The sequence below is a fragment of the Streptomyces sp. LN549 genome, from assembly GCF_043203805.1.
GTDB lineage: Bacteria > Actinomycetota > Actinomycetes > Streptomycetales > Streptomycetaceae > Streptomyces.
The window spans coordinates 701,124-720,270 of sequence record NZ_JAZHRI010000002.1 but is presented as its reverse complement, the minus strand read 5'-3'; the positions used below and the strand labels follow the sequence as shown (position 1 = coordinate 720,270).

At 67.9% G+C, this 19,147-nt stretch carries 16 protein-coding genes and 2 pseudogenes; 7 read left to right on the top strand and 11 right to left on the bottom strand.

The window, feature by feature from the left end; translation table 11 throughout:
* Positions 1–42 precede the first annotated feature (42 nt).
* A pseudogene (locus SH922_RS03255) lies at positions 43–759 on the bottom strand (DUF72 domain-containing protein).
* A gap of 22 nt (positions 760–781) precedes the next feature.
* Between SH922_RS03255 and SH922_RS03250 the strand changes: the two are divergent.
* Positions 782–1,009, top strand: coding sequence for a group II intron maturase-specific domain-containing protein (locus SH922_RS03250; protein ID WP_393054463.1), 228 nt, complete (start codon positions 782–784; stop codon positions 1,007–1,009).
* Between the two features lie 391 nt (positions 1,010–1,400).
* Positions 1,401–1,710 (top strand): annotated as a pseudogene (locus SH922_RS03245) (Tn3 family transposase); the annotation flags it as partial.
* Between the two features lie 61 nt (positions 1,711–1,771).
* Here the strand turns inward: SH922_RS03245 and SH922_RS03240 are convergent.
* On the bottom strand, positions 1,772–3,256 hold the full coding sequence (locus SH922_RS03240; protein ID WP_393054461.1) for an MDR family MFS transporter: 1,485 nt from the start codon (positions 3,254–3,256) through the stop codon (positions 1,772–1,774).
* 98 nt (positions 3,257–3,354) lie between these two features.
* On the opposite strand from SH922_RS03240, the gene SH922_RS03235 reads away from it, so the two are divergent.
* Both SH922_RS03235 and SH922_RS03230 read left to right on the top strand, forming a co-directional pair.
* A complete protein-coding gene (locus SH922_RS03235) occupies positions 3,355–3,924 on the top strand; it encodes a TetR/AcrR family transcriptional regulator (protein ID WP_393054459.1) in 570 nt (189 codons plus the stop codon).
* A 205-nt stretch (positions 3,925–4,129) separates the two neighbouring features.
* Positions 4,130–4,699 carry a recombinase family protein gene (locus SH922_RS03230; protein WP_393054457.1) on the top strand — a complete coding sequence of 190 codons (570 nt, stop codon included), beginning with the start codon at positions 4,130–4,132 and terminating at the stop codon, positions 4,697–4,699.
* Positions 4,700–4,940: 241 nt separating this feature from the next.
* On the opposite strand, the gene SH922_RS03225 is transcribed toward SH922_RS03230, so the two are convergent.
* Both SH922_RS03225 and SH922_RS03220 read right to left on the bottom strand, forming a co-directional pair.
* Positions 4,941–5,414 (bottom strand): MarR family winged helix-turn-helix transcriptional regulator, encoded by a 474-nt coding sequence (locus tag SH922_RS03225; protein ID WP_393054455.1) that lies wholly within the window; start codon positions 5,412–5,414, stop codon positions 4,941–4,943.
* Positions 5,415–5,469: 55 nt separating this feature from the next.
* Entirely contained in the window at positions 5,470–5,982 is a 513-nt protein-coding gene (locus SH922_RS03220; RefSeq protein ID WP_393054453.1) for a TetR/AcrR family transcriptional regulator, read from the bottom strand.
* A 535-nt stretch (positions 5,983–6,517) separates the two neighbouring features.
* Between SH922_RS03220 and SH922_RS03215 the strand changes: the two genes are divergently transcribed.
* From SH922_RS03215 to SH922_RS03205, 3 genes are all read left to right on the top strand, one after another.
* Positions 6,518–7,357, top strand: coding sequence for an SDR family oxidoreductase (locus SH922_RS03215; protein ID WP_393054451.1), 840 nt, complete (start codon positions 6,518–6,520; stop codon positions 7,355–7,357).
* A 154-nt stretch (positions 7,358–7,511) separates the two neighbouring features.
* Positions 7,512–8,975, top strand: coding sequence for a cytochrome ubiquinol oxidase subunit I (locus SH922_RS03210; RefSeq protein ID WP_393054449.1), 1,464 nt, complete (start codon positions 7,512–7,514; stop codon positions 8,973–8,975).
* Positions 8,975–10,015, top strand: coding sequence for a cytochrome d ubiquinol oxidase subunit II (locus SH922_RS03205; RefSeq protein WP_393054447.1), 1,041 nt, complete (start codon positions 8,975–8,977; stop codon positions 10,013–10,015). The genes SH922_RS03210 and SH922_RS03205 overlap by 1 nt, the downstream gene beginning before the upstream one ends.
* Before the next feature lie 34 nt (positions 10,016–10,049).
* Here the strand turns inward: SH922_RS03205 and SH922_RS03200 are convergent, their stop codons facing one another.
* From SH922_RS03200 to SH922_RS03170, 7 genes are all read right to left on the bottom strand, one after another.
* Positions 10,050–11,630 carry a GMC oxidoreductase gene (locus SH922_RS03200; protein ID WP_393054445.1) on the bottom strand — a complete coding sequence of 527 codons (1,581 nt, stop codon included), beginning with the start codon at positions 11,628–11,630 and terminating at the stop codon, positions 10,050–10,052.
* A gap of 501 nt (positions 11,631–12,131) precedes the next feature.
* A complete protein-coding gene (locus SH922_RS03195) occupies positions 12,132–12,329 on the bottom strand; it encodes a hypothetical protein (RefSeq protein ID WP_393054443.1) in 198 nt (65 codons plus the stop codon).
* Between the two features lie 8 nt (positions 12,330–12,337).
* Positions 12,338–13,282, bottom strand: coding sequence for a cyclase family protein (locus tag SH922_RS03190; RefSeq protein WP_393054441.1), 945 nt, complete (start codon positions 13,280–13,282; stop codon positions 12,338–12,340).
* Positions 13,283–13,285: 3 nt separating this feature from the next.
* A complete protein-coding gene (locus SH922_RS03185) occupies positions 13,286–15,106 on the bottom strand; it encodes a glycoside hydrolase family 15 protein (RefSeq protein ID WP_393054439.1) in 1,821 nt (606 codons plus the stop codon).
* Positions 15,107–15,773: 667 nt separating this feature from the next.
* Positions 15,774–16,667, bottom strand: coding sequence for a carbohydrate ABC transporter permease (locus SH922_RS03180; protein WP_393054437.1), 894 nt, complete (start codon positions 16,665–16,667; stop codon positions 15,774–15,776).
* The gene (locus SH922_RS03175; RefSeq protein ID WP_393054435.1) at positions 16,667–17,557 is read right to left on the bottom strand and encodes a carbohydrate ABC transporter permease; all 891 of its coding nucleotides are present in this window, start codon (positions 17,555–17,557) and stop codon (positions 16,667–16,669) included. The genes SH922_RS03180 and SH922_RS03175 overlap by 1 nt, the downstream gene beginning before the upstream one ends.
* A 143-nt stretch (positions 17,558–17,700) precedes the next feature.
* A complete protein-coding gene (locus SH922_RS03170) occupies positions 17,701–19,053 on the bottom strand; it encodes an ABC transporter substrate-binding protein (RefSeq protein ID WP_393054433.1) in 1,353 nt (450 codons plus the stop codon).
* Positions 19,054–19,147: the final 94 nt, after the last annotated feature.

Here is a 19,147-nt window from a genome sequence, read left to right as displayed (position 1 = left end):
GGAGCTGTCGGTAAGCGTCCGCTCCCGCCGGAACCGGGCGCATCACCCGGGCGCACGGCTCACCGTCCGGCCCAGCGCGGCGGCCGCCCGCGCGAACTTCGCCGCGTCCGCGACAGCCGCGCCGCCCAGGTCATTGTTGAAGTACACGTAGACGTCGCCCTCGTCGGGCCAAACGTCGGCGATGCGCCGCGCCCAGGACATCAACGCCTGGCGTCCGTAGCTCGGTGGCGGCTTTGCCGTGCCGCCGTGAAACCGCACATACCCCCCGACGAGGTCCGCCACAGCGGAGTAACCGGCCGGGACCCCCGATCCGCCCAGCACGGAGCGCTGCCGTGCCGTTCCAGCACCGCCCGCAGCACCGGTTCCTCTGCCCACCACGGCGGGTGGCGGAACTCGATGGCCACCCGGACCGAGTCGGGAAAGCAGCTCAGGCAGGCGTCCAGAGCCTGAATGTCCGCCCGGAATTGCGAAGGCAGTTGCAGCAGAACCGGCCCCAGCCGCCCGCTGAGACCCGCGGCCCGGCCCACCAGCCGCTGCACGGCTCTCCGGGATCGCGCAGCCGCTTCATATGGGTCAGGTAGCGGCTGGCCTTCACCGCCATCACGAACCCGGCAGGCGCCCGCTCCTGCCAAGAGGCGAAGACGTCCGTGGCGTGGGCAGGTGGTAGAAGGCGTTGTTGTTCTCCACGGTGGCGAAGTACTGGCTGTATCGCAGCGGAAAGCGGCTGATCAAGCCCAGCAAGGCGTCCGTGAAACTGATCCGGAAACGGCTCGCCGCCGAGATGTGGGACCTGCGCGGGTCCAACGCCGAGGCGGTGATCAGGCCCGTGTCTCCGATCATTAGGGGCTGGGTCGCTTACTTCCGATCGGGGCGTCCAGCCGGGTCTTCATTCGCTGGACTTCTACGTGTGGCAGCTCGCCTACAAGTGGGCCAAGCACGAACACGCGAACAAGCCGAGGGACTGGATCGTGCACCGTTACTTTGGAGCGTTCAACCCCCCGCGGGGTGACCGGTGGTCTTCGGAGACCACGGCAGCGAACGGTTCCTCCCCGAGTTCGCGTGGACGGAGATCGTCCGGAACCAGCTGGTCAAGCTCGGGGCGTCTCCGGACGACCTGGCACTGACCGAGTACTGGGCCCGGCGGCGACGCAAAGAGGTGATCCCGCTGATTGACAAGACCGACTGGCACCTGCTCAACCGCCAGAACGGCCGTTGTCCGCTCTGCGGGACTCTCCTGTTGCACGCCGCCCCTGCCGACGACGGCTCATCGCCGCCACCGGCAAGGGGCCGCACTTCTGCCTGCCAGCGAGCCACAGGGCCTGCTTGAGCCGTGCTCGGGGCCAACCCGCCCGCACGGTACTTAGGGGGCGGCGGCGTGGCAACGCGCCGCCGCTACCCGACAGGCATACCGGGAGGGCATGGAAGATCAGTTCGGCTCGCTGGGGCTCGTTCTGCATGCGGGTAGTGCTATGGACGACCAGGTACATCGATGCCGCCGTCGCCCAGCTCCGCGCCGAGGGCCACGAGATCCGCGACGAGGACGTGGCACGCCTCTCCCCGCTCAAACACAAGAACCTCAACGTCCTGGGCCGCTACAGCTTCACCACCACCCAGCCGGCGGGCGGCACCCTGCGCCCGCTGCGGACCCAGACTCGGCCTGACTCGAAGACGACGAGGACGGCGCGGAGGACTGACGGCTCCCGGAGATGAGGCTGGACCGGAGAGAGCCAAGGTCCTGTTCGAGCACTCCGACCAGGGACGCCCCGATCGTTCAGGCTTCGGTGGGTTCTACGGCGAGCGCAGTGTCCTGGACCTCCGGTTTCGGGCTGGGGCGGCCCGGCAGCAGGAGGCACAGCGGAACGGCCGCGGCGGTGAACGCGGTGGACCACCAGAAGGCCTCACCGAATCCGGAGGCCAGGGCAGCGGGCGTGTGGACGCCGGCTGTGGCACGTTGCAGGATCACGACCAAGACCGCGATGCCCACGGAACCGCCGACCTGCTGGGCGACTCGGCTGATGCTGGAGGCGGCCGGGATCTCCTCGCGTTCCAGTCCGACGAAGGCTGCGCCCGTGATCGCGATCATGGCCCCTCCCAGCCCGAGTCCGCGCACGAACAGCACGGCCATCAGCGCGATGTTGCTCGTGGAGGCGGTGACGAAGCCGAACGGCACGGTGGCCGCGAAGGTGAGGGCGAAGGCGGCGACGGCGACGGGGCGCGAGCCGAAGCGGTCCATGTATCGGCCGGCCAGAGCACGGGAGAGGAGGGCGCCCACGCCCGTCGGGATGAGCAGCAGTGCGGCGCCCAGGGCGGATTCGCCGCGTACCTGCTGCCAGTACAGCGGCAGCAGGAGCATGGTCCCGTACAGGGCGGCGCCGGTCAGGAACACCAGCGCCGAGGATGAGGCCAGGGCGCGGTGGCGCAGCAGCCGGATGTCGAGCAGGGCGTCCGGTCCGCGCCGCAGTGCCCAGAAGGCGTATCCGGCGAGCAGGGCCACCCCGGCGATCAGGGGCAGGGCCACCCTGAGGCTGGCCAGGCCGTCGAATCGGGAGAGTTGTGTCAGGCCGTAGATGACGGCGGCGATGCCGGGTGAGAGCAGCAGCATGCCCACAGTGTCCAGGCGGGGGCGGGGGCGGGTGCCGGGCCGGGGTTCGTCTTCGGGAAGGTTGCGCGAGGCGAGGCAGCCGCCGACGACGCAGAAGGGAACGTTGAAGAGGAAGATCCAGCGCCAGTCGCCCAGGTGCAGGATGGCACCGCCGACGACTGGGCCGATGATCGGGCCCAGGGCGGTGGGCACGGTGATCAGGGACATGACCTTGCCGATGTTGCAGCCCTGGGCCGCCTGCATGACCAGGGTGAACATCAGCACCATCATCGTGCCGCCGCCGATGCCCTGGACCACCCGGAAGGCGATCAGGCTCTGGATGTTCCACGCTCCGGCGCACAGCAGCGACCCGATGAAGAACATGCCCAGGCTGGCGATCCACAGGCGTTTGCCGCCCAGGACCGACTGAGCCCATCCGACTGCCGGCATCGTGGCGGACAAGGCCAGCAGGTAGGCGGTGGTCACCCACTGGGTGGTACTGAGCGACGTGTGGAGCTGCCCGGCGAGGCCGTCGATGGCGACGCTCATGATCGTGGTGTCGAAGATGACGGCGAGTGCACCGATGATCAAGGTGTAGGTCAGACGTCGCAGGGCTGGGTCGATCTGGTCGGCGTCTGCGGCGACAAAAGGTGGCTTGGCACCCTTGGCGTTCATGAACGCTCCCTTAGGATAGACAGCTCTATCTTATCGGGATCAGGCTAGGCCGCTAGGATTAGATAGGCAAGTCTATCTAACGGATGCGAGGGGTTCGGATGGCCGAGCGACGCCGCGGAGCGGCACTGGAGAAGGCACTGCTCGACGCGGCCTGGGAAGAACTCGCCGACAACGGCTACGCCCGGTTCACCATGGACGCCGTCGTCAAGCGCGCGGGCACCAGCCCTACGGTCCTCTACCGCCGATGGTCCGACCGCGACGCACTCGTCCGGGCGACCATCCCCCACGTCCTGCGCAAACACATCCACGACGTTCCCGACACCGGAAGCCTGCGGGAGGACGTTCTCACCCTCATGCGGGAGATCAGCGCCACCCGCCTCCAACTCGTCACCGTCATGAGCGTGAACTTGGCCAGCTACTACCGGGAGACCGGAACCAGCCCCGGCGACCTCGTCGACCCCACCCTGACAGGGCGCAAGGAAGCCGTCGACGTACTCTTCGACCGCGCCGTCGAACGCGGCGAGATCAAACCGGAACTCCTCACCGAACGCATCAAGTCACTCCCCTTCGACCTGCTGCGCCACGAATTCCTCACGACCTTCGCCCCCGTGCCCGACCACGTCCTCGAAGAGATCGTCGACACGATCTTCCTCCCCCTGGTGCGCTGACTGCGGCAGCACCATGCCTCTCATAGACGGTCATCTGTGAGATTTCTGCGAGAGACCCGGGAGCCGACCCGTTTCCGCAGGTCGTCGTTCGCAAAAGTCCTCTCGAAACCCGCACGTTGTGCGAGGCGCTTCTGAGAGGCTGCCGCCATTGATCTCACACCCGCTCAGGCCGCGTTGGCAGTAGAACGTCACGACTGCCCGAACTGTGACGCGCCCGCCGGCGGCGCCTGTCGTACCCGAGGCGGGAAGACCACCGCGAAGTACCACACCCCGAGGTGCGTCCTCGTTCCCGCGCTCCGCGAGGAACTGGAGATCCTCGTCCCCGCCGACCGGCTCCCCGGCCGCGCGTGGAAGCAGGGCCCGGCGCTCGCCGTTGTGCCCGTACCCCGCACCGAGCGACCGCTCCGCATTGGGGGACGCCCGGACGTCGACCGCCCGGCAGGAGCTGGTGAGCCAGCTCGAAGCCCTCCACCGCGCCGAGTGCCACAAGGTCTTCAAGGAGCAGATCAACACCCGCATCAAGGTCCGGCCGGAACTGGAGAAGGCGCTCAGGCCGGCCCACCAGTTCAAGGAGGCCGCCCCCGAGACACCCGTCATCCGCACGGTGCACGAGCTCAAGCGCCTGGCCAGGAACGCGGCCGAGCTGAGGACGCTGGCCGCCGAACTCCAGGCCGGCGGCAGACAGCTCGAACTCCTCACCGGCCCTCTGGCCGGGATCTACGACCCCAACGGCATGGGCGCAATGTTCTTCGCCGTGCTCGCCGTAGCCGGATAGATCGAGCGAAACTACATCCGGGAGAAGACACTCGAAGGCCAGGTCATCGCCGCCTCCAAGGGCAACCACGGCGGGCGCCCGAAGGTCATCGACGACAACATGCTGATCTTCGCCGTCGCGCTGAAGGACAAGGGAGTTCCTGTCCCCGAGATTGCGAAGAAGTTCGACGCCGGGCCTCATCAACACCCCGGGTGAGACTCCGACGGCACTGTTGGCGTCAGCCCGGCGGGTACGCAAGGGCTCATTCCGGCTTCTGATCGACCACGGCGAGTCGCGCCTCCACCTGGTCCCCCAATTCGATCAGGAGGTCCATCTGTGCAGGGGTCACGTGGTCGATCAGCGCATTGCGTACGTCAGCCAGGTGGAGCGGGGCGGCTGCCTCGACGAGGGTGCGGCCGTGTTCGGTGATGACCACGACTGCCCCTCGCTGGTCGGTCTCGCATCGCTCGCGGCGGATGAGGTCGCGGTTCTGCATGCGGGTCAGATGCTGCGACAGGCGACTCTTCTCCCATCGCAGCACATCCCCGAGTGCGAACGACCTCAGGCGCCCCTCGGGTGCCTCGGACAGGTGAGCCAGCACCTGGTAGTCGGAGGCGGACAGCCCGCTGTGGGTGCGCAGCTGCCGCTCGATGTATGCGGACAGGCCGTCCTGCATCTTCATGAGGCTGCGCCAAGCCCGCTGTTCACGCTCGTCCAGCCATCGCGGTTCATCCATGAAGTCCACCCTAACGCTTTGGTTGACACGTTAACCAGCCAGTCGTAGTGTTTGGTTAACACGTCAACCACATGGGTCGGCGGAGGCTGGCGCCGCCGACAGGAACGCGGCGGCGGAGCCGCTCTGCAGTCCCGACAGCCCTCGGCAATCGACCGGAACTGGAACACACATGTCTACAGACACCCGCTACGCCGCGCACCGCCCCGTTCTCGGCCGCCGCCCCGATCAGGCCCGCGATCAGCCGGTCCGTACCCGGCAGCCGGTAGGCCTCCAGCCGAGCGGTGAGGACAAAGTGGAGCTCCGCCCGGAAGTCGCCCAGGTCGGGCACCGACAGGATGCCGATGCGGGTCTCCGCGGCGGCGATGATCAGATCCTGCTTGGTGGGCCACCGGCGGTAGATGGCGGGCTTGCTCACTCCGGCCCGTGCGGCGACGGCGTCCATCGTGACCGCGGCGATCCCCTGCTCGTGGACCATGTCCACGACCGCACGGAGAACGGCTCCGGTGACCCGTTCCTCCCGAGGGCGACCCGGTCCCCGCGCGGCCCCGTCCGACTGCGTACCCACCATGTCCCGAGCCTACGACCAGGCCCCCGGGCGTATGGAGGCAGGGGCCGGGAGATGACGAGGGCGTCGATCGCTACGAACACCGCTCACCCTCGTGCGAGGCTGAGTGAGATGAAGTGCAACGTCAGCGTGGGGAGATGTCTGAGTTCTCGTCCACGAGGCAGCCGCCTGCGCGCACGGGAAAGTCATAGTGCGTCACTATGGCCGTCCAGGCATCCGCGAGCGTCGGCCATACGGTTCCCAGGGGATGACCGGACCGGGTTCACGGCGCCGATGTGACGAAGAAGCCCGGGTCCACGAGGTCGCAGTTGTCGAGGTCGGGGTTCCTGCGACCGGCGTCCAAAGCCACGCCGCGGCGGGCGAACGCCCTGGGCCGATCGTGTGAGGAGCCGAGCCGAATACGGACGCCGGGCGCGCCGGTGTGTCTCCCGCGCTGCCCGCGGTGCTTGAGTCTTGGCGCCGGGGGTGCGGCGGTTGCCGTTCCTCTGCGCCACCCTTCCGGCACACACGCCCTGGTGAAACATTGCAAGGAGAGCCCGTGGCAACTGGTGGCGACGACAGCCCCGCCTCCCCGTCCGTACAACTGCTCACCGGCCAGAAGGCGCTCGTGACCGGTGCCAACTCGGGCATCGGCCTGGCGACCGCCGTCGCTCTGGGCCGGGCGGGTGCGGACGTGGTCGTGAACTACGTCGTCGGCGCCGACGAGGCCGAGAAGGTCGTGGCGCGGATCAAGGAGTTCGGTGTCCGCGCCTACGCCCACGAGGCCGACGTGTCCGACGAGGAGCAGGTCGTCGCGATGGTGGCCCGCATGGTCGAAGAGTTCGGCACCATCGACATCATGGTCGCCAACGCCGGTCTCCAGCGGGACTCGCCGGTGACGGAGATGACCCTCGCCCAGTGGCAGAAGGTCATCGACGTCAATCTGACCGGCCAGTTCCTGTGCGCGCGGGAAGCGGCCAAAGAGTTCATCCATCGCGGTGTGGTGGAGGAGGTCTCCCGGTCGGCGGGGAAGATCGTCTGCATGAGTTCGGTCCACCAGATCGTTCCCTGGTCCGGGCACGTGAACTACGCCTCCTCCAAGGGCGGTGTGGGGATGCTGATGCAGACGCTCGCCCAGGAGCTCGCCCCCCACCGGATCCGCGTGAACGCGATCGCCCCGGGCGCGGTCCGCACCCCGATCAACCGCGATGCCTGGTCCACCCCCGAGGCCGAGGCCGACCTCCTGCGCCTCATCCCGTACCGCCGGGTGGGCGACCCCGACGACATCGCCAACGCGGTCGTCGCCGTCGCCTCCGACCTGCTCGACTACGTCGTGGGGGCCACGCTGTACGTCGACGGCGGCATGACCCTCTTCCCGGGCTTCGCGACCGGAGGCTGAACTCGGGTGCGCCGCCTGTGGCCGTCGAGCCGCCTGCCGTCAGGGCGTCGACGGCCCACGGGCCTGCTCTTCAATCGCGATCATCCCGGTCGTACGTCGTGTTATCAGGTCTCCGCTCTCCCCGCCCTCGGTGGGGCAAACCTTCGAGGCACACATGCTCAGCAATGTGATCCAAGCGGTGGACCCGCCGTCCCAGCTCCTGCCGGCCCGTGAGCTGATGGCCTTCACCCTGGGCTCGCACATCCTCCTGGTGCCGTTCGGAGTGGCGCTGCCGGCCATCACGCTGCTGATGCATTACCGGGGATTGCGCCGCAACGACCCCGTCGCACTCAAACTGGCCCGGCGCTGGTCGGCGGTGATGGCCGTGCAGTTCGCCGTCGGCGTCGTCACCGGAACGGTGCTGTCCTTCGAGCTCGGGCTGCTGTGGCCCGGCATGATGGGGCGCTGGGGCGATGTCTTCGGACTCGGTTTCGGCGTCGAGGCCTGGGCCTTCTTCCTGGAAGCCGTGCTGATCGCGATCTATCTCTACGGGTGGCGCCGACTCAAGCCCTGGACCCACTTCTGGCTCGGGGCTCCGCTTCCCCTGGCGGCCCTGATGGGGGCCTTCGGCATCATCGCGGCCAACTCCTGGATGAACACCCCACAGGGCTTCAAACTCGACTCCGCGGGGAACCCCGTCGACGTCGACGTCCGACAGGCGATCTTCACCCCCATGTTCGGCCCGCAGTACTGGCACTTCGTGGTCGCGATGTTCATGACAGCCGGATTCGTGGTCGCGGGGGTCTACGCGGTCGGCTGGCTGCGCGGCCGCCGCGACCGGTACCACCGGCTCGGCTTCACCCTGCCGTTCACCGTCGCGACCATCCTCACTCCGGTCCAGTTCATGGTCGGAGACGCCACCGCTCGCGCGGTCTTCCACAAGCAGCCGGTCAAGTTCGCGGCCACCGAACTCGTCTGGAAGACCGACACCCACGTACCGGAGTACCTGTTCGGCCGGTTGGACGAGGACGGGACGGTCTCCGGAGGGATCAAGATCCCGCAGCTGGACTCGATCCTCGCCGGATTCAAGCCCAGCACCCAGGTGACAGGGCTGACCGCGGTGCCCGCCTCCGACCGGCCCACCGCCGTCCAGGCCACCATCGCTCACTGGGCCTTCGACATCATGGTGACCGTCGGCAGCCTGCTGATCCTGCTCGCACTCTGGTACGCCTGGGCCTGGCTGAGGCACCGGGACCTGCCCCGCAGCCGCTGGTTCTTCCGCTGCGCGGCGCTCGCGGGAGGCGCCTGCCTGCTGACCGTGGAGTGCGGCTGGATCACCACCGAAGTGGGCCGCCAGCCCTGGATCGTCTACAACCACATGCGGGTCTCGGAAGCGGTGACCGACACCGGCGCCGGATCGCTGTGGTCGATGCTCGGCATCGTCATCGTCGTGTACGCGCTGGTGATCGGCGCGTTCCTCACGGTCATCCTGAAGATGCGCACCCGCTGGCGCATCGCCGACGAGGCTCCAACCGCCGTGCACGGCCCACCGGCCCCGGAGGCGGACACACCGTACGGACCCAGGGCCGAGCACGGGGCCGTTGCGGGCTCCGACCGAACCTCGGGTGGTGCGTCCTGATGGCCGAGTTCATCGCCTGGGTGCTGGTGGTCGTCATCGCCGCGTACGCCTGCGGTGGGGGCACGGACTACGGCGCGGGGTTCTGGGACCTCCTGGCCGGTGGCGCGGAGCGCGGCAAACGGCCCCGGTGGCTCATCGACCACGCGATGGCGCCGGTCTGGGAGGCCAACAACGTCTGGCTGATCTTCGTCTTCGTCATCATGTGGACCGGCTTCCCGACCATGTTCCAGGCTGTCTTCGAGGCGATGTGGCTGCCCCTCGCCCTCGCGGCCGTCGGCCTGGTGCTCCGGGGTGCCGGATTCGCCCTGCGCAAGCCCACCCGGCGACTCGCCCGACGACGGATCTACGGAGCGGCCTTCGCCGTCTCGTCGCTCGTCACCCCCTTCTTCCTCGGGGCGGTGCTCGGTGGCATCGCCGCCGGCCGGGTCGAGGTCGGGACGACCGCCTCCGCGGACGCCTGGGCCAACCCGACCTCGGCCCTCACGGGTCTGCTGGCCGTCGCCGCCACCGCGTTCCTCGGGGCGGTGTACCTCTGCTCCGACGCCCGCCGGTTCGACGCGGACGATCTCGTCGACTACTTCCGCCTGCGCGCACTGCTCGCCTTCGCCGCGGTCGTCGTCCTCGCGCTCATCGCCCTGCCCGTCACCCACGACGACGCCCGGTACGTCTGGGACGGCCTGACCGGCGGCCTGGGACTGCTGCTGGTCGTCCTGGCCGGGGTCTTCGGCCTGGCCACGGTGTTCTTCCTGCTGCGCCGCTCTTACCGCTGGACCCGATACACATCGGCGGCGAGCGTGGCCCTCACCGTCCTCGCCTGGGGCTTCGCCCAGCGGCCCTACCTGCTGCCCACCTCGTTGACCGTGACCGATGCGGCAGGCGCCTCCGCAACCCTGCAGTGGCTGGTGATCGTCACGGCCATTGCGGTCGTGCTGGTCGGCCCGGCGTTGGTGCTGCTCTACCGACTCGACACCCTGGGTGAGCTGGAGTCGCTCACCGACGCCGACACCCGGGCGGCCCGAGCGCCCGGGGACGACCTATGAGGGCACGCGGGTCCCGAGTGCCCCTCGGCCCGCCTCAGCCCAGCCGGGCCGCGATGTGGTCGCCGACCCGCAGGGCGTTGGCGATCGCGGTGAGCGACGGGTTCACCGCCCCGATGCTCGGGAAGAAGCTCGTGTCGACGACGTAGAGGTTGTCGAGGTCGTGTGCCTTGCAGTCGACGTCCAGGGCCGAGCTGCGGGGGTCCGTGCCGAACCGGATCGTTCCGGCCTGGTGGGCGGTGGCCCCGATGGGCATGCCCTTGTGGAGGTAGATGCTGTGGTCCAGCAGGTGGTGCTCGTGCATGCCCAGGTGGCCCAGCATGCCCTGGAGCTTGTGCTCGAGGCGCTTAAGCCCGGCGATGTTGTTCTTTTCGTCGAGGGCCAGGTGAATGGCGCCGTCCTTGTCCAGGGTGACCCGGCTCTCCGGCAGCGGAAGGTCCTCGCCGCACAGCCAGAAGTCGACGGCGTGGTGCGCAAGCATCTCGAACGGCATGTCCGGGGCGACCGCGCCTGCCCAGCGCGGCGCCTCGCCGTGGATCTGATCGGCGTCCGACTTGCCGAGCATCTGGATGCCGCCGAGCGGGAAGTCCCAGTCGTCCGCCCCGAGGTACCAGTCGTTCAGCGCCAGTGTCTTCTGGAACTTGGTGGGGTTCGGCTCCTTCGACACCGCCATCAGCGCCAGGTTGTTGTGCCGCATGTAGTGGCGGCCCACCACGTCGGAACTGTTGGCCAGCCCCCCGGGGTGCTTGTCGTTCGCCGAACGCAGCAGCAGTGCAGCCGAGTTGACCGCTCCGCAGGCCACGACGACGATGTCGGCGCTGAAGCCCTCGGTCGACCCGTCGCCGAGCTCGGCGACGACGCGGGTGACGGTACGCCCGGTCGGGTCAGTCTCCAGACGCCGGACGTTCGCCCCGGTCACCATGGTGACGTTGTCGTACGTCAGTGCCGGATCGACGCAGATCACCTGGGCGTCGGACTTCGCACCTAGGAGACAGGGGAAGCCGTCCACGCGGTCGCAGCGGATGCACACGCTGTCGTGGGTGGCCCGGCCGTTCTCGTCCTGCGTCAGGTTAACGCCGATGGGCAGGTGGAAAGGGTGCAGTCCCTTCTTCTCCAGGTCGTCGCTGAGCTGCTGAATGCGCGGCTCGTGCTCCACCGGGGGGTGCGGGTACGGGCCGCTCGCAGGGCCCTCCGTCGGGTCCTCACCGTGCCGGCCGTGCACCAGATAGAGCTGTTCCGCCTGCGTGTAGTACCGCTCCAGATCCTCATAGCGGATCGGCCACGCGGGGGAGACGCCGTCGTGGTGGCGCAGCTCGCCGAAGTCCTCGGGGCGCAGGCGGAAGAGCGCGGCGCCGTAGAACTTGGTGTTGCCCCCGACGTAGTAGTTGACCTCCGGCGGGAACTCGTTGCCGTGCTTGTCGTACCAGAACTCGGGCGCGCGATATCTGCCCTTGACGAAGACGGCGGTGGAGTCCCAGTTGTCCCGCTCGCGTGGCAGGTAGTCGCCGCGTTCCAGGATGAGCACGCGCTTGCCGGTGGGGGCCAGCCGGTGGGCGAGAGTTCCGCCACCGGCTCCGGTGCCGATGACGATGACGTCGTAGTGCTGGTCGTCAGCCATTCGGAGATCCCGTTCTTGGAATAGTGGGCCGCCCTGGTCGTCGCGCCCGCCGTGAGGGGCGCGGGGGCACGGCGCACGGGGGATGCGCCCGCGTGATCGGTTTCGGTGACCCTTTCGAAGCTACCGGCCCCTCTTGGGAGCAGCGAGTCGACGGCGTTCGGACGGTGCGAGGGGCGCTCAGCGGGGCGCCGAGAGTGCGCCCGCCGCCTCGTCGACGATGGCCTTGGGTGGCGTCGGCGTTCACCTCAGCCCCGGCTCGTCGGGCCGCAGGGGTTCGAGCGCGGCGTACTGGGACTTCTCCAGCCTGGCGGGCATGAAATGGCCTGTGCGCTCCGCGACTCGCTGTTCCGCGACCATCGGGTCGAGTGCCAGGTGGAGGAACCAGACGCCGTCACCCGCCCCCCAGGAAGAGGTCGCGGTACGACTGCTTGAGAGCCGAGCACGCCACGACCCCGCCCCGACCCGAGTCGGTGGCCTCCTTGAGCCACTCGGCGAGGGACATCAGCCACGGCCGGCGGTCCTCGTCGTCGAGCGGCCGCCCCTCGGCATCTTGGCCCGGTTCGTGGCCGGGTGCGGGTCGTCCGCCACCAGGAAGGGCAGTGCCAGCCGCTCCGCGAGCAGGACGTCCACGGTGGACTTCCCCGAACCCCCCACACCCATGACCACGACAACGGTGGGCACGTCAGGGGCTGTCTCCATGATGCTCCTCAGAGGACGGCGATCGGATTGACCGGTGAGCCGGTGGCCTGCGGCAGCCGCAAAGGTGCGATGACGCACAGGAAAGACCAACGCCCCTCCGACTCGCAGGCCTGCGTCAGATCCTCGAACTGGAGGTAGTCCAGCAGGTGCAGGCCCATGGCGTGGACGGCCAGGACGTGCACGGGGAAGTCGACGCCCTCAGTGGAGCTCGGGGCCGTGTCGTTGTTGCCGTCGCCGCCGAGTACAGCGACCCGCCGCTCCGCCAGGAACTCCATCGCGGACGGGTGAAGCCCCGTACGCCACTCCGCGGTGTGCCACGCTCCCAGTTCGGTGCGGCGCCGGCGGTGGCCGACGCGGACGAACAGGAGGTCGCCCTCGCCCACACGGACGTCCTGGGCCGTCTCGGCGGCGGCGAGGTCGTCGGCGGTCACGTGATCACCTGGTTCGAGCCACGGGACTCCGCGCAGCCGGGGGATGTCGAGCAGCACGCCGCGTCCGACGATCCCGTTGTGCGCCGCCTCGATGGACAGCGCCGTGGCGCCGTCGGCTGTGACGCTGCTCGCGGCCACGCCGCCGTGGAGAGTGCCGTCGTAGATCACGTGGCACAGGGCGTCGATGTGGCTGTCGGCGTCTCCGTGCACGTTCATCGCGAAGCGGTCCATGGCAAACCCCAGACCGTCCGGGGCACCGTCTTCCGGGTGCCCTTTCATCTTGTGCCGGGCGGGCTCCGGATTGTCCGGACCCGAGGACGTCTCCACTGGTGCGGCGAGTGTGACCGTCCGGCCGGTCCGCACCTCACGACTGGCGGCCACCACACGGGCGGGAGTGAGGGCGACCAGGGCACCCCGGTCGCCGCCGGCCCAGGCCGCGCCCGACAGAAGACGTCGGTAGAGCGCGGCGAACTCCGCAGCGGTCAGCGTGAGACCCTCTGCCTTGCGAGATCGTGTGACCACCGCTCAGCGTCCGTCCTCGGCGTCGAGCGCCTTGTCGAGGGTGAGGGCGGCCATGATGAGGGAGAGATGGGTGAAAGCCTGCGGGAAGTTGCCCAGTTGCTCCCCGCTGGGACCGACTTCCTCAGCGAACAGGCCGACGTGGTTGGCGTAGGTCTGCATCTTCTCGAAGGTGTACCGGGCCTGGGAGACACGGCCCGCCCGCGCGAGAGCGTCGACGTAGAGGAAGGTGCACAGGCTGAACGTGCCCTCCGAACCGCGCAGACCGTCCGGCGACGCGGCGGGGTCGTAGCGGTAGACGAGGCTGTCGGAGACGAGCTTGCGGTCCATCGCATCCAGCGTGGAAAGCCAGGCCTGGTCCCGGGGAGCGATGAACCCGACCAGGGGCATGAGGAGCAGCGAGGCGTCCAGCACGTCGCCGTCGTAGTGCTGGACGAAGGCGCCCTCCTTTTCGCTCCAGCCGCGCTCCATCACCTGCTCGAACACCGCGTCCCGGGCCTTGCGCCACCGCTCCACGTCGGCGGGCCTGCGGAATCGCTCGGCGAGCTGTAGCCCGTGGTCGAAGGCCAGCCAGGACATGACCCGGCTGTAGGTGAAGTCCTGACGGCCGCCTCTGGTCTCCCAGATGCCCTCGTCCGGCCGGTCCCAGGCGTCGGCGAACCAGTCCAGCGTCCGGGCCAGCGCATTCCATCCCTTGGAGCCGGCCTGCTGCGCGATCTCGGACCCCTGGGACAGGGCGTAGATGGCCTCGCCGTAGATGTCCAGTTGCAGCTGGTCGGCGGCGCCGTTGCCGATGCGCACGGGCGCAGAGCCGCGATAGCCCTCGAAGTGATCGAGTGTTTCTTCCGGCAGGTCTGGGTTGCCGTCGATCCGGTACATCGTCTGGAGCGGCTCCCCTTCCTTACCCGCGCGCTCCTGGAGCCTGTCGACCAGCCAGTGGACGAATGCGGTGGCCTCCTCGACGAAACCGAGTTCCAGCATCGCCCGTACGGACAGCGCACCGTCACGTACCCAGGTGAAACGGTAGTCCCAGTTACGCTCTCCGCCGACCTGTTCGGGCAGACCCATGGTGGCCGCCGCGATCAGCGCGCCGGTGGGGGCGTAGGTCAGGAGCTTGAGAGTGATGGCCGAGCGGTGTACCAGCTCGGGCCACCGGCCCCGGTAGCGGGACTTACGCAACCAGTGCCGCCAGAACTGACTGACCTCCTCGAACTGCCCGTGAAACCAGTCGGCGGTAGGAGGTACGGGCGCGTCGCCGCCTGACTCGCAGACGGTGAACACGACACCACCGGACTCGCCGGCTTTCAGCGTCACCTTCCCGCGCACGTCCTGGCCGTCCCGCTCCAGCGGAAAGGTGGTCTGCAGGTACCCGTCGATCCCGGCTGACCTGAACACGGCCCCGTCCTGCCCGAGTTCGAGCTTGTGCTCGGCCCTGCCGTAATCGAAACGCGGCCGGCATTCCAGCGTGAAGTCGACGCTGCCCCGCACAACGCGGACCATGCGGATGAGGGTGTGCCGGCCGGTGGCGGTACGGGTTCGGTCGGGCGGCATGAAGTCGAGGACCTCACCCACCCCGTCCGGGGACAGAAATCGGGTCACCAGGATGGCGGTGTCCGGGTAGTAGAGCTGTTTGCACGTCCCGTCCGGGTGCTCAGGAGCAAGCCGCAGGTACCCGCCGCCGTCGTGGTCGAGCAGCGCGGCGAAGATGCTGGGCGAATCGAACCTGGGCGCCGCGAACCAGTCGACGACGCCTTGCGACGACACGAGCGCCGCTGTCTGCAGGTCGCCCACCAGCCCGTGCTCGGCGATGGGAGGATAGCGGTCCATTGCGGCTCCGAGTGCTCGGGACAGGCCCCCTTCGTCCACTATCGGACACCCCGGACATGCCTGCCAGGCCGAAATGATCGACGGCGGCCCGGGAGCTGCCCGCACTCGACTCGAGGCCGGAGCGGACTCCGCCCCGCAACCCGGGAGCCGCTGCATCCCCGTTCGTCCGAACGAGGATGCAGCGGACAATACCGGTCGAGTCCGCCCGCTCATCGATGACCGATTGGTTCACGTTCAGCCCGTGAATTCCTTGGGTGCGGTGGCCTCGCCCTGGTTCTCTGGCACGGGGCACCATGTGTTTCGCGTGTCGCCGGCGCGCTCGGAGTGGTGGCCGCTGCGGGGCCATCGGTCGACGGAGATCGGTCGGCGCCGGGAGAGTTAGGCACGGTGAGTGATCACCTGCAGGACAGTCGTCGGTCCCTGGGCGGCGCGGATGGGCTCCCTGTCACGCGTGCGACCAGCACGGTACTTTCCCGTGCTGGTCAGGTGCTGACTTCGGGAGCTCAGTTCAGAGAATGTGCGGGACGGCGCTACGGGGAGGTGCCGAGGGCCGTCCTCATCGCGGCGGCCGCGGGCTGAGCGATGCCGCCGATCGGCCCCCTGCCCGTGCCGGAGGCACGGGCAGGGGCAGGCGGGAGACGGGCCGGTGCAGATCTTGGTGCCGGTTTCAGCCCTTCACAGCGCCGGTGAGACCGCCGACGATCCGTTTCTCGAAGATCGAGAAGAAGATCAGGGCGGGCAGCATTGCGAGTGAGGTGAACGCGAGGACCTTCGCGGTGTCCGCGGAGTACTGCGAGGAGAACGCCTGGACGCCGAGCGGCAGGGTGAAGTTCGCTTGCGAGTTGAGGATGTACAGGGGCAGTACGTAGTTGTTCCAGCTACCGATGAACGAAAGGATGCCGACTGTCACGACACCGGGCAGCGACAGCGGGATCACCATGCGGAAGAAGAATCCGAGTCGGCTTGCACCGTCTATCGCGGCGGCCTCCTCGATCTCATTCGGAATGGCTCTGAGGAACGGCACCAGGATGATGACGGTCGTCGGCAGGCCGAAGGCGATCTGCGGGATGATCACGCCGAGCAGGTTGTCGACGAGGCCGAGGTCCTTGATGACGATGTACAGCGGGGTGATCGCGATGACCATGGGGAACATCAGGCCGGCGGCGAACAGGGAATACATCGCGCCCTTGAACTTGAAGTCGTAGCGCGCGAGTACGAAGCTCACCATCAGGCCGAGGACGACGATGCCGGCGGTGCTCGCGAACGCGACAATGAGGGAGTTGGCGAATTCGCCCCAGAACGTCGTCGATTTCAGGATGTTGCTGTAGTTGCTGACGACCCAGGGGTGCGGCAGGTCGGCCGGGCTCGTGGTGATCTGCGAGTTGGTGCGGAATCCGCCGAGCACGATATAGAGCACCGGTGCGATGCAGCCTCCGATGAAGAGCAGCGCGATCAGGTAGGTGAACGGATGCCCCCACTTCTGCGGCTTGTCACGACGGTCGATGGGCGCACCCGGTTCCACGGCGGAGGAAAGCCAGGAGTTTCCGGTCGTCGCGCTCATCAGGCTGCTCCTTCGGTGACGGCGCCCTGGAGGTCACGGCGCAGGACGAAGCGCTGGTAGACCAGCGCGACGATGAGCGAGATCAGGAACATCACGACCGCTACGGCGCTGCCGTAGCCGTAGTTGCCCGCGTTCCGGCCCTGGGCGAGCATGTAGATCGCCATGGTCGAGGTGCCCGCAGTGCCCGAGACGTACTGACCCCAGATGATGTAGACGAGGTCGAACAGTTGCAGGGAGCCGATGATCGAGAGGAACGCCCAGATTCGGATCGTCGGCCCCAGCAGCGGCAGCGTGATGCGGCGCTGGATCTGCCAGTAGGAGGCGCCGTCGATCTGAGCGGCCTCGAAGAGCTCCTCGGGGATCGACTGCAGGCCGGCGAGCATCAGAATCACCGCGAAGCCGATGTACTTCCACGAGATGATGCCCATCAGTGTCCAGATGGCCAGCTCGGGGTTGGAGAGCCAGTCAGCCTGCAGGAAGCCCAGGCCGACGTGCTGCAGCAGGTCGTTGACGGCGCCGTTGCTCTGGAGCATCAGGCTCCAGCCGGTGCCGACGATGACCTCGGAGACGATGTAGGGGACGAAGATCAGGACGCGGATGATCGAACGGCCGCGGATCTTCTGGTTGAGCAGGAGCGCGAGGATGATCGCGAGTGGGCCCTGGAAGACCAGTGAGAGCACCAGGATCAGGGAGTTGTGCCACAGAACTTGCTGGAACGCGGAGTCGGTGAGGATCAGTTTGTAGTTGTTCAGGCCGACCCAGTCGGTGGGCGCCCCGTACCCGTGCCACCGGTAGAAGCCGTAGAACGCGGCGAGTACGACCGGGAAGATCACGAACGTCAGGAAGATGATGATCGCCGGTCCGGACAGGACCGCGATCTCGATTCGCATCCTGGCACGGCCGCGACGGCGCACAGCCGCTCGCAGCGAAGTCGGGGGCGCGGACTCGGCCGTGCCCCCGACTCCAGGCGCGCCCTGCGACCGGCGGCCATCGGCCGTGTCAGTACCCAGGGTGTTGCTCATTGTCTGCTTACTCAGCCCTTCGCGGCAGCAGCGTTGGTGTCCTTGACGATGTCGGCGGCGGAGCCCTTGCCGGCCAAGAGGTTCACGACGGCGGTGTTCATCGCGTTGCCGACGTTCTGGCCGTACTCGGTGTCGAGGAACTGCATGGCGTAGCCGGCCTTGTTGAAGGCCTGCAGGGCCGAGACGTTGTAGGAGTCGGTGACGACCCCCTGGGCGTCCTTGTTCACCGGGATCGCGTTGAAGGCCTTGGCAAAGGGCTCCTGCTGGTCCTTTGTCACAATGAACTGGAGGAAGCCGAATGCGTCCTTCGGTGCGTTCCTGGACAGCGAGTATCCGTCGCTGCCGCCCATGATGGCGGTCGGGTCGCCCTGGCCACCGGCCACGGCGGGGAAGGGGAACCAGCCCAGGTCAGGGAGCGGCTTCTCGTTCGGGGTCAAGCTGGCTATCACACCGGGGTTCCAGTTGCCCATGAGTTCCATGGCTGCCTTGTGGTTTGCGAGCATGCCCGCCGACGACCCGGCGCCCTGCTGCGACGAAGCCGTCAGGAAGCCCTTCTGGAAGGGGTCGGCCTTCAGGAACGCATCCAGGTCGTCGCCGGCCTTGGTCCAGCACTCATCGGTGAACTCGAGCGACTTGGCAGTCGTTGTCAAGGTGTCCTGGCTGCACTCGCGCAGGGCGAAGTTGTAGTACCAGTGCGCGGCCGGCCAGGCGTCCTTGGCGCCGACCGCGATCGGCGCGACGTCGATCGCCTTCAGCTTCGCGATGTCGGCCTCGAGCTCGTCCATCGTCGTCGGCGTCGAGGTGATGCCGGCCTGCTTGAACAGGTCCTTGCTGTAGTAGATGCCCTCGGGCTGCGTGTCGTTCGGCATCGCGTAGACCTTGCCGTCGATCGTGTTGCCCGCGATGGCTGCCGCGCCTGCATTCGCCTTGTCAGTGGCGGTCAGGTCCAGTGCCTGGATCTGACCGGCGTTGACCATGGCCCGCATCTTGCCGCCACCGCGCTGCAGGAAGATGTCCGGCGCGGAGCTCGAGTTGAGCGCCGTCTGCAGTTTGCCGTCGAGGTCCTCGTTCTGGATGCCCTGGATTTTGATCGTGACGTTCGGGTGCAGCGCGTGATACGCCTTCGCCGCGTCCTGCCAGTACTTCACGCCGGGCCCGGTCGTCGCGTTCTCCCAGACGGTCACCGTGACCTGGCCATCGGACGAACCGCCGCCGCCGTCGGTGCTGCCGCCGGCGCAGCCGGTGGCAGTGAGTGCGATGCCCAAGCCGATCGCGACAGCCGTCGCGCTGCGTGCTTTCCTCGTCATTGTGCAGACTTCCTGATCTGTCGTCATTGACACAACTGGTGTGAACAGGCCGTGCATGTAGTGGTCTATTGGGTGCCAAAAGCCTTGTACCTGCGCTGATCCGGAGTTCAAGTGGCGGGCAGGCAGGCCGTGACGGTGAAGGCCGGGTGCG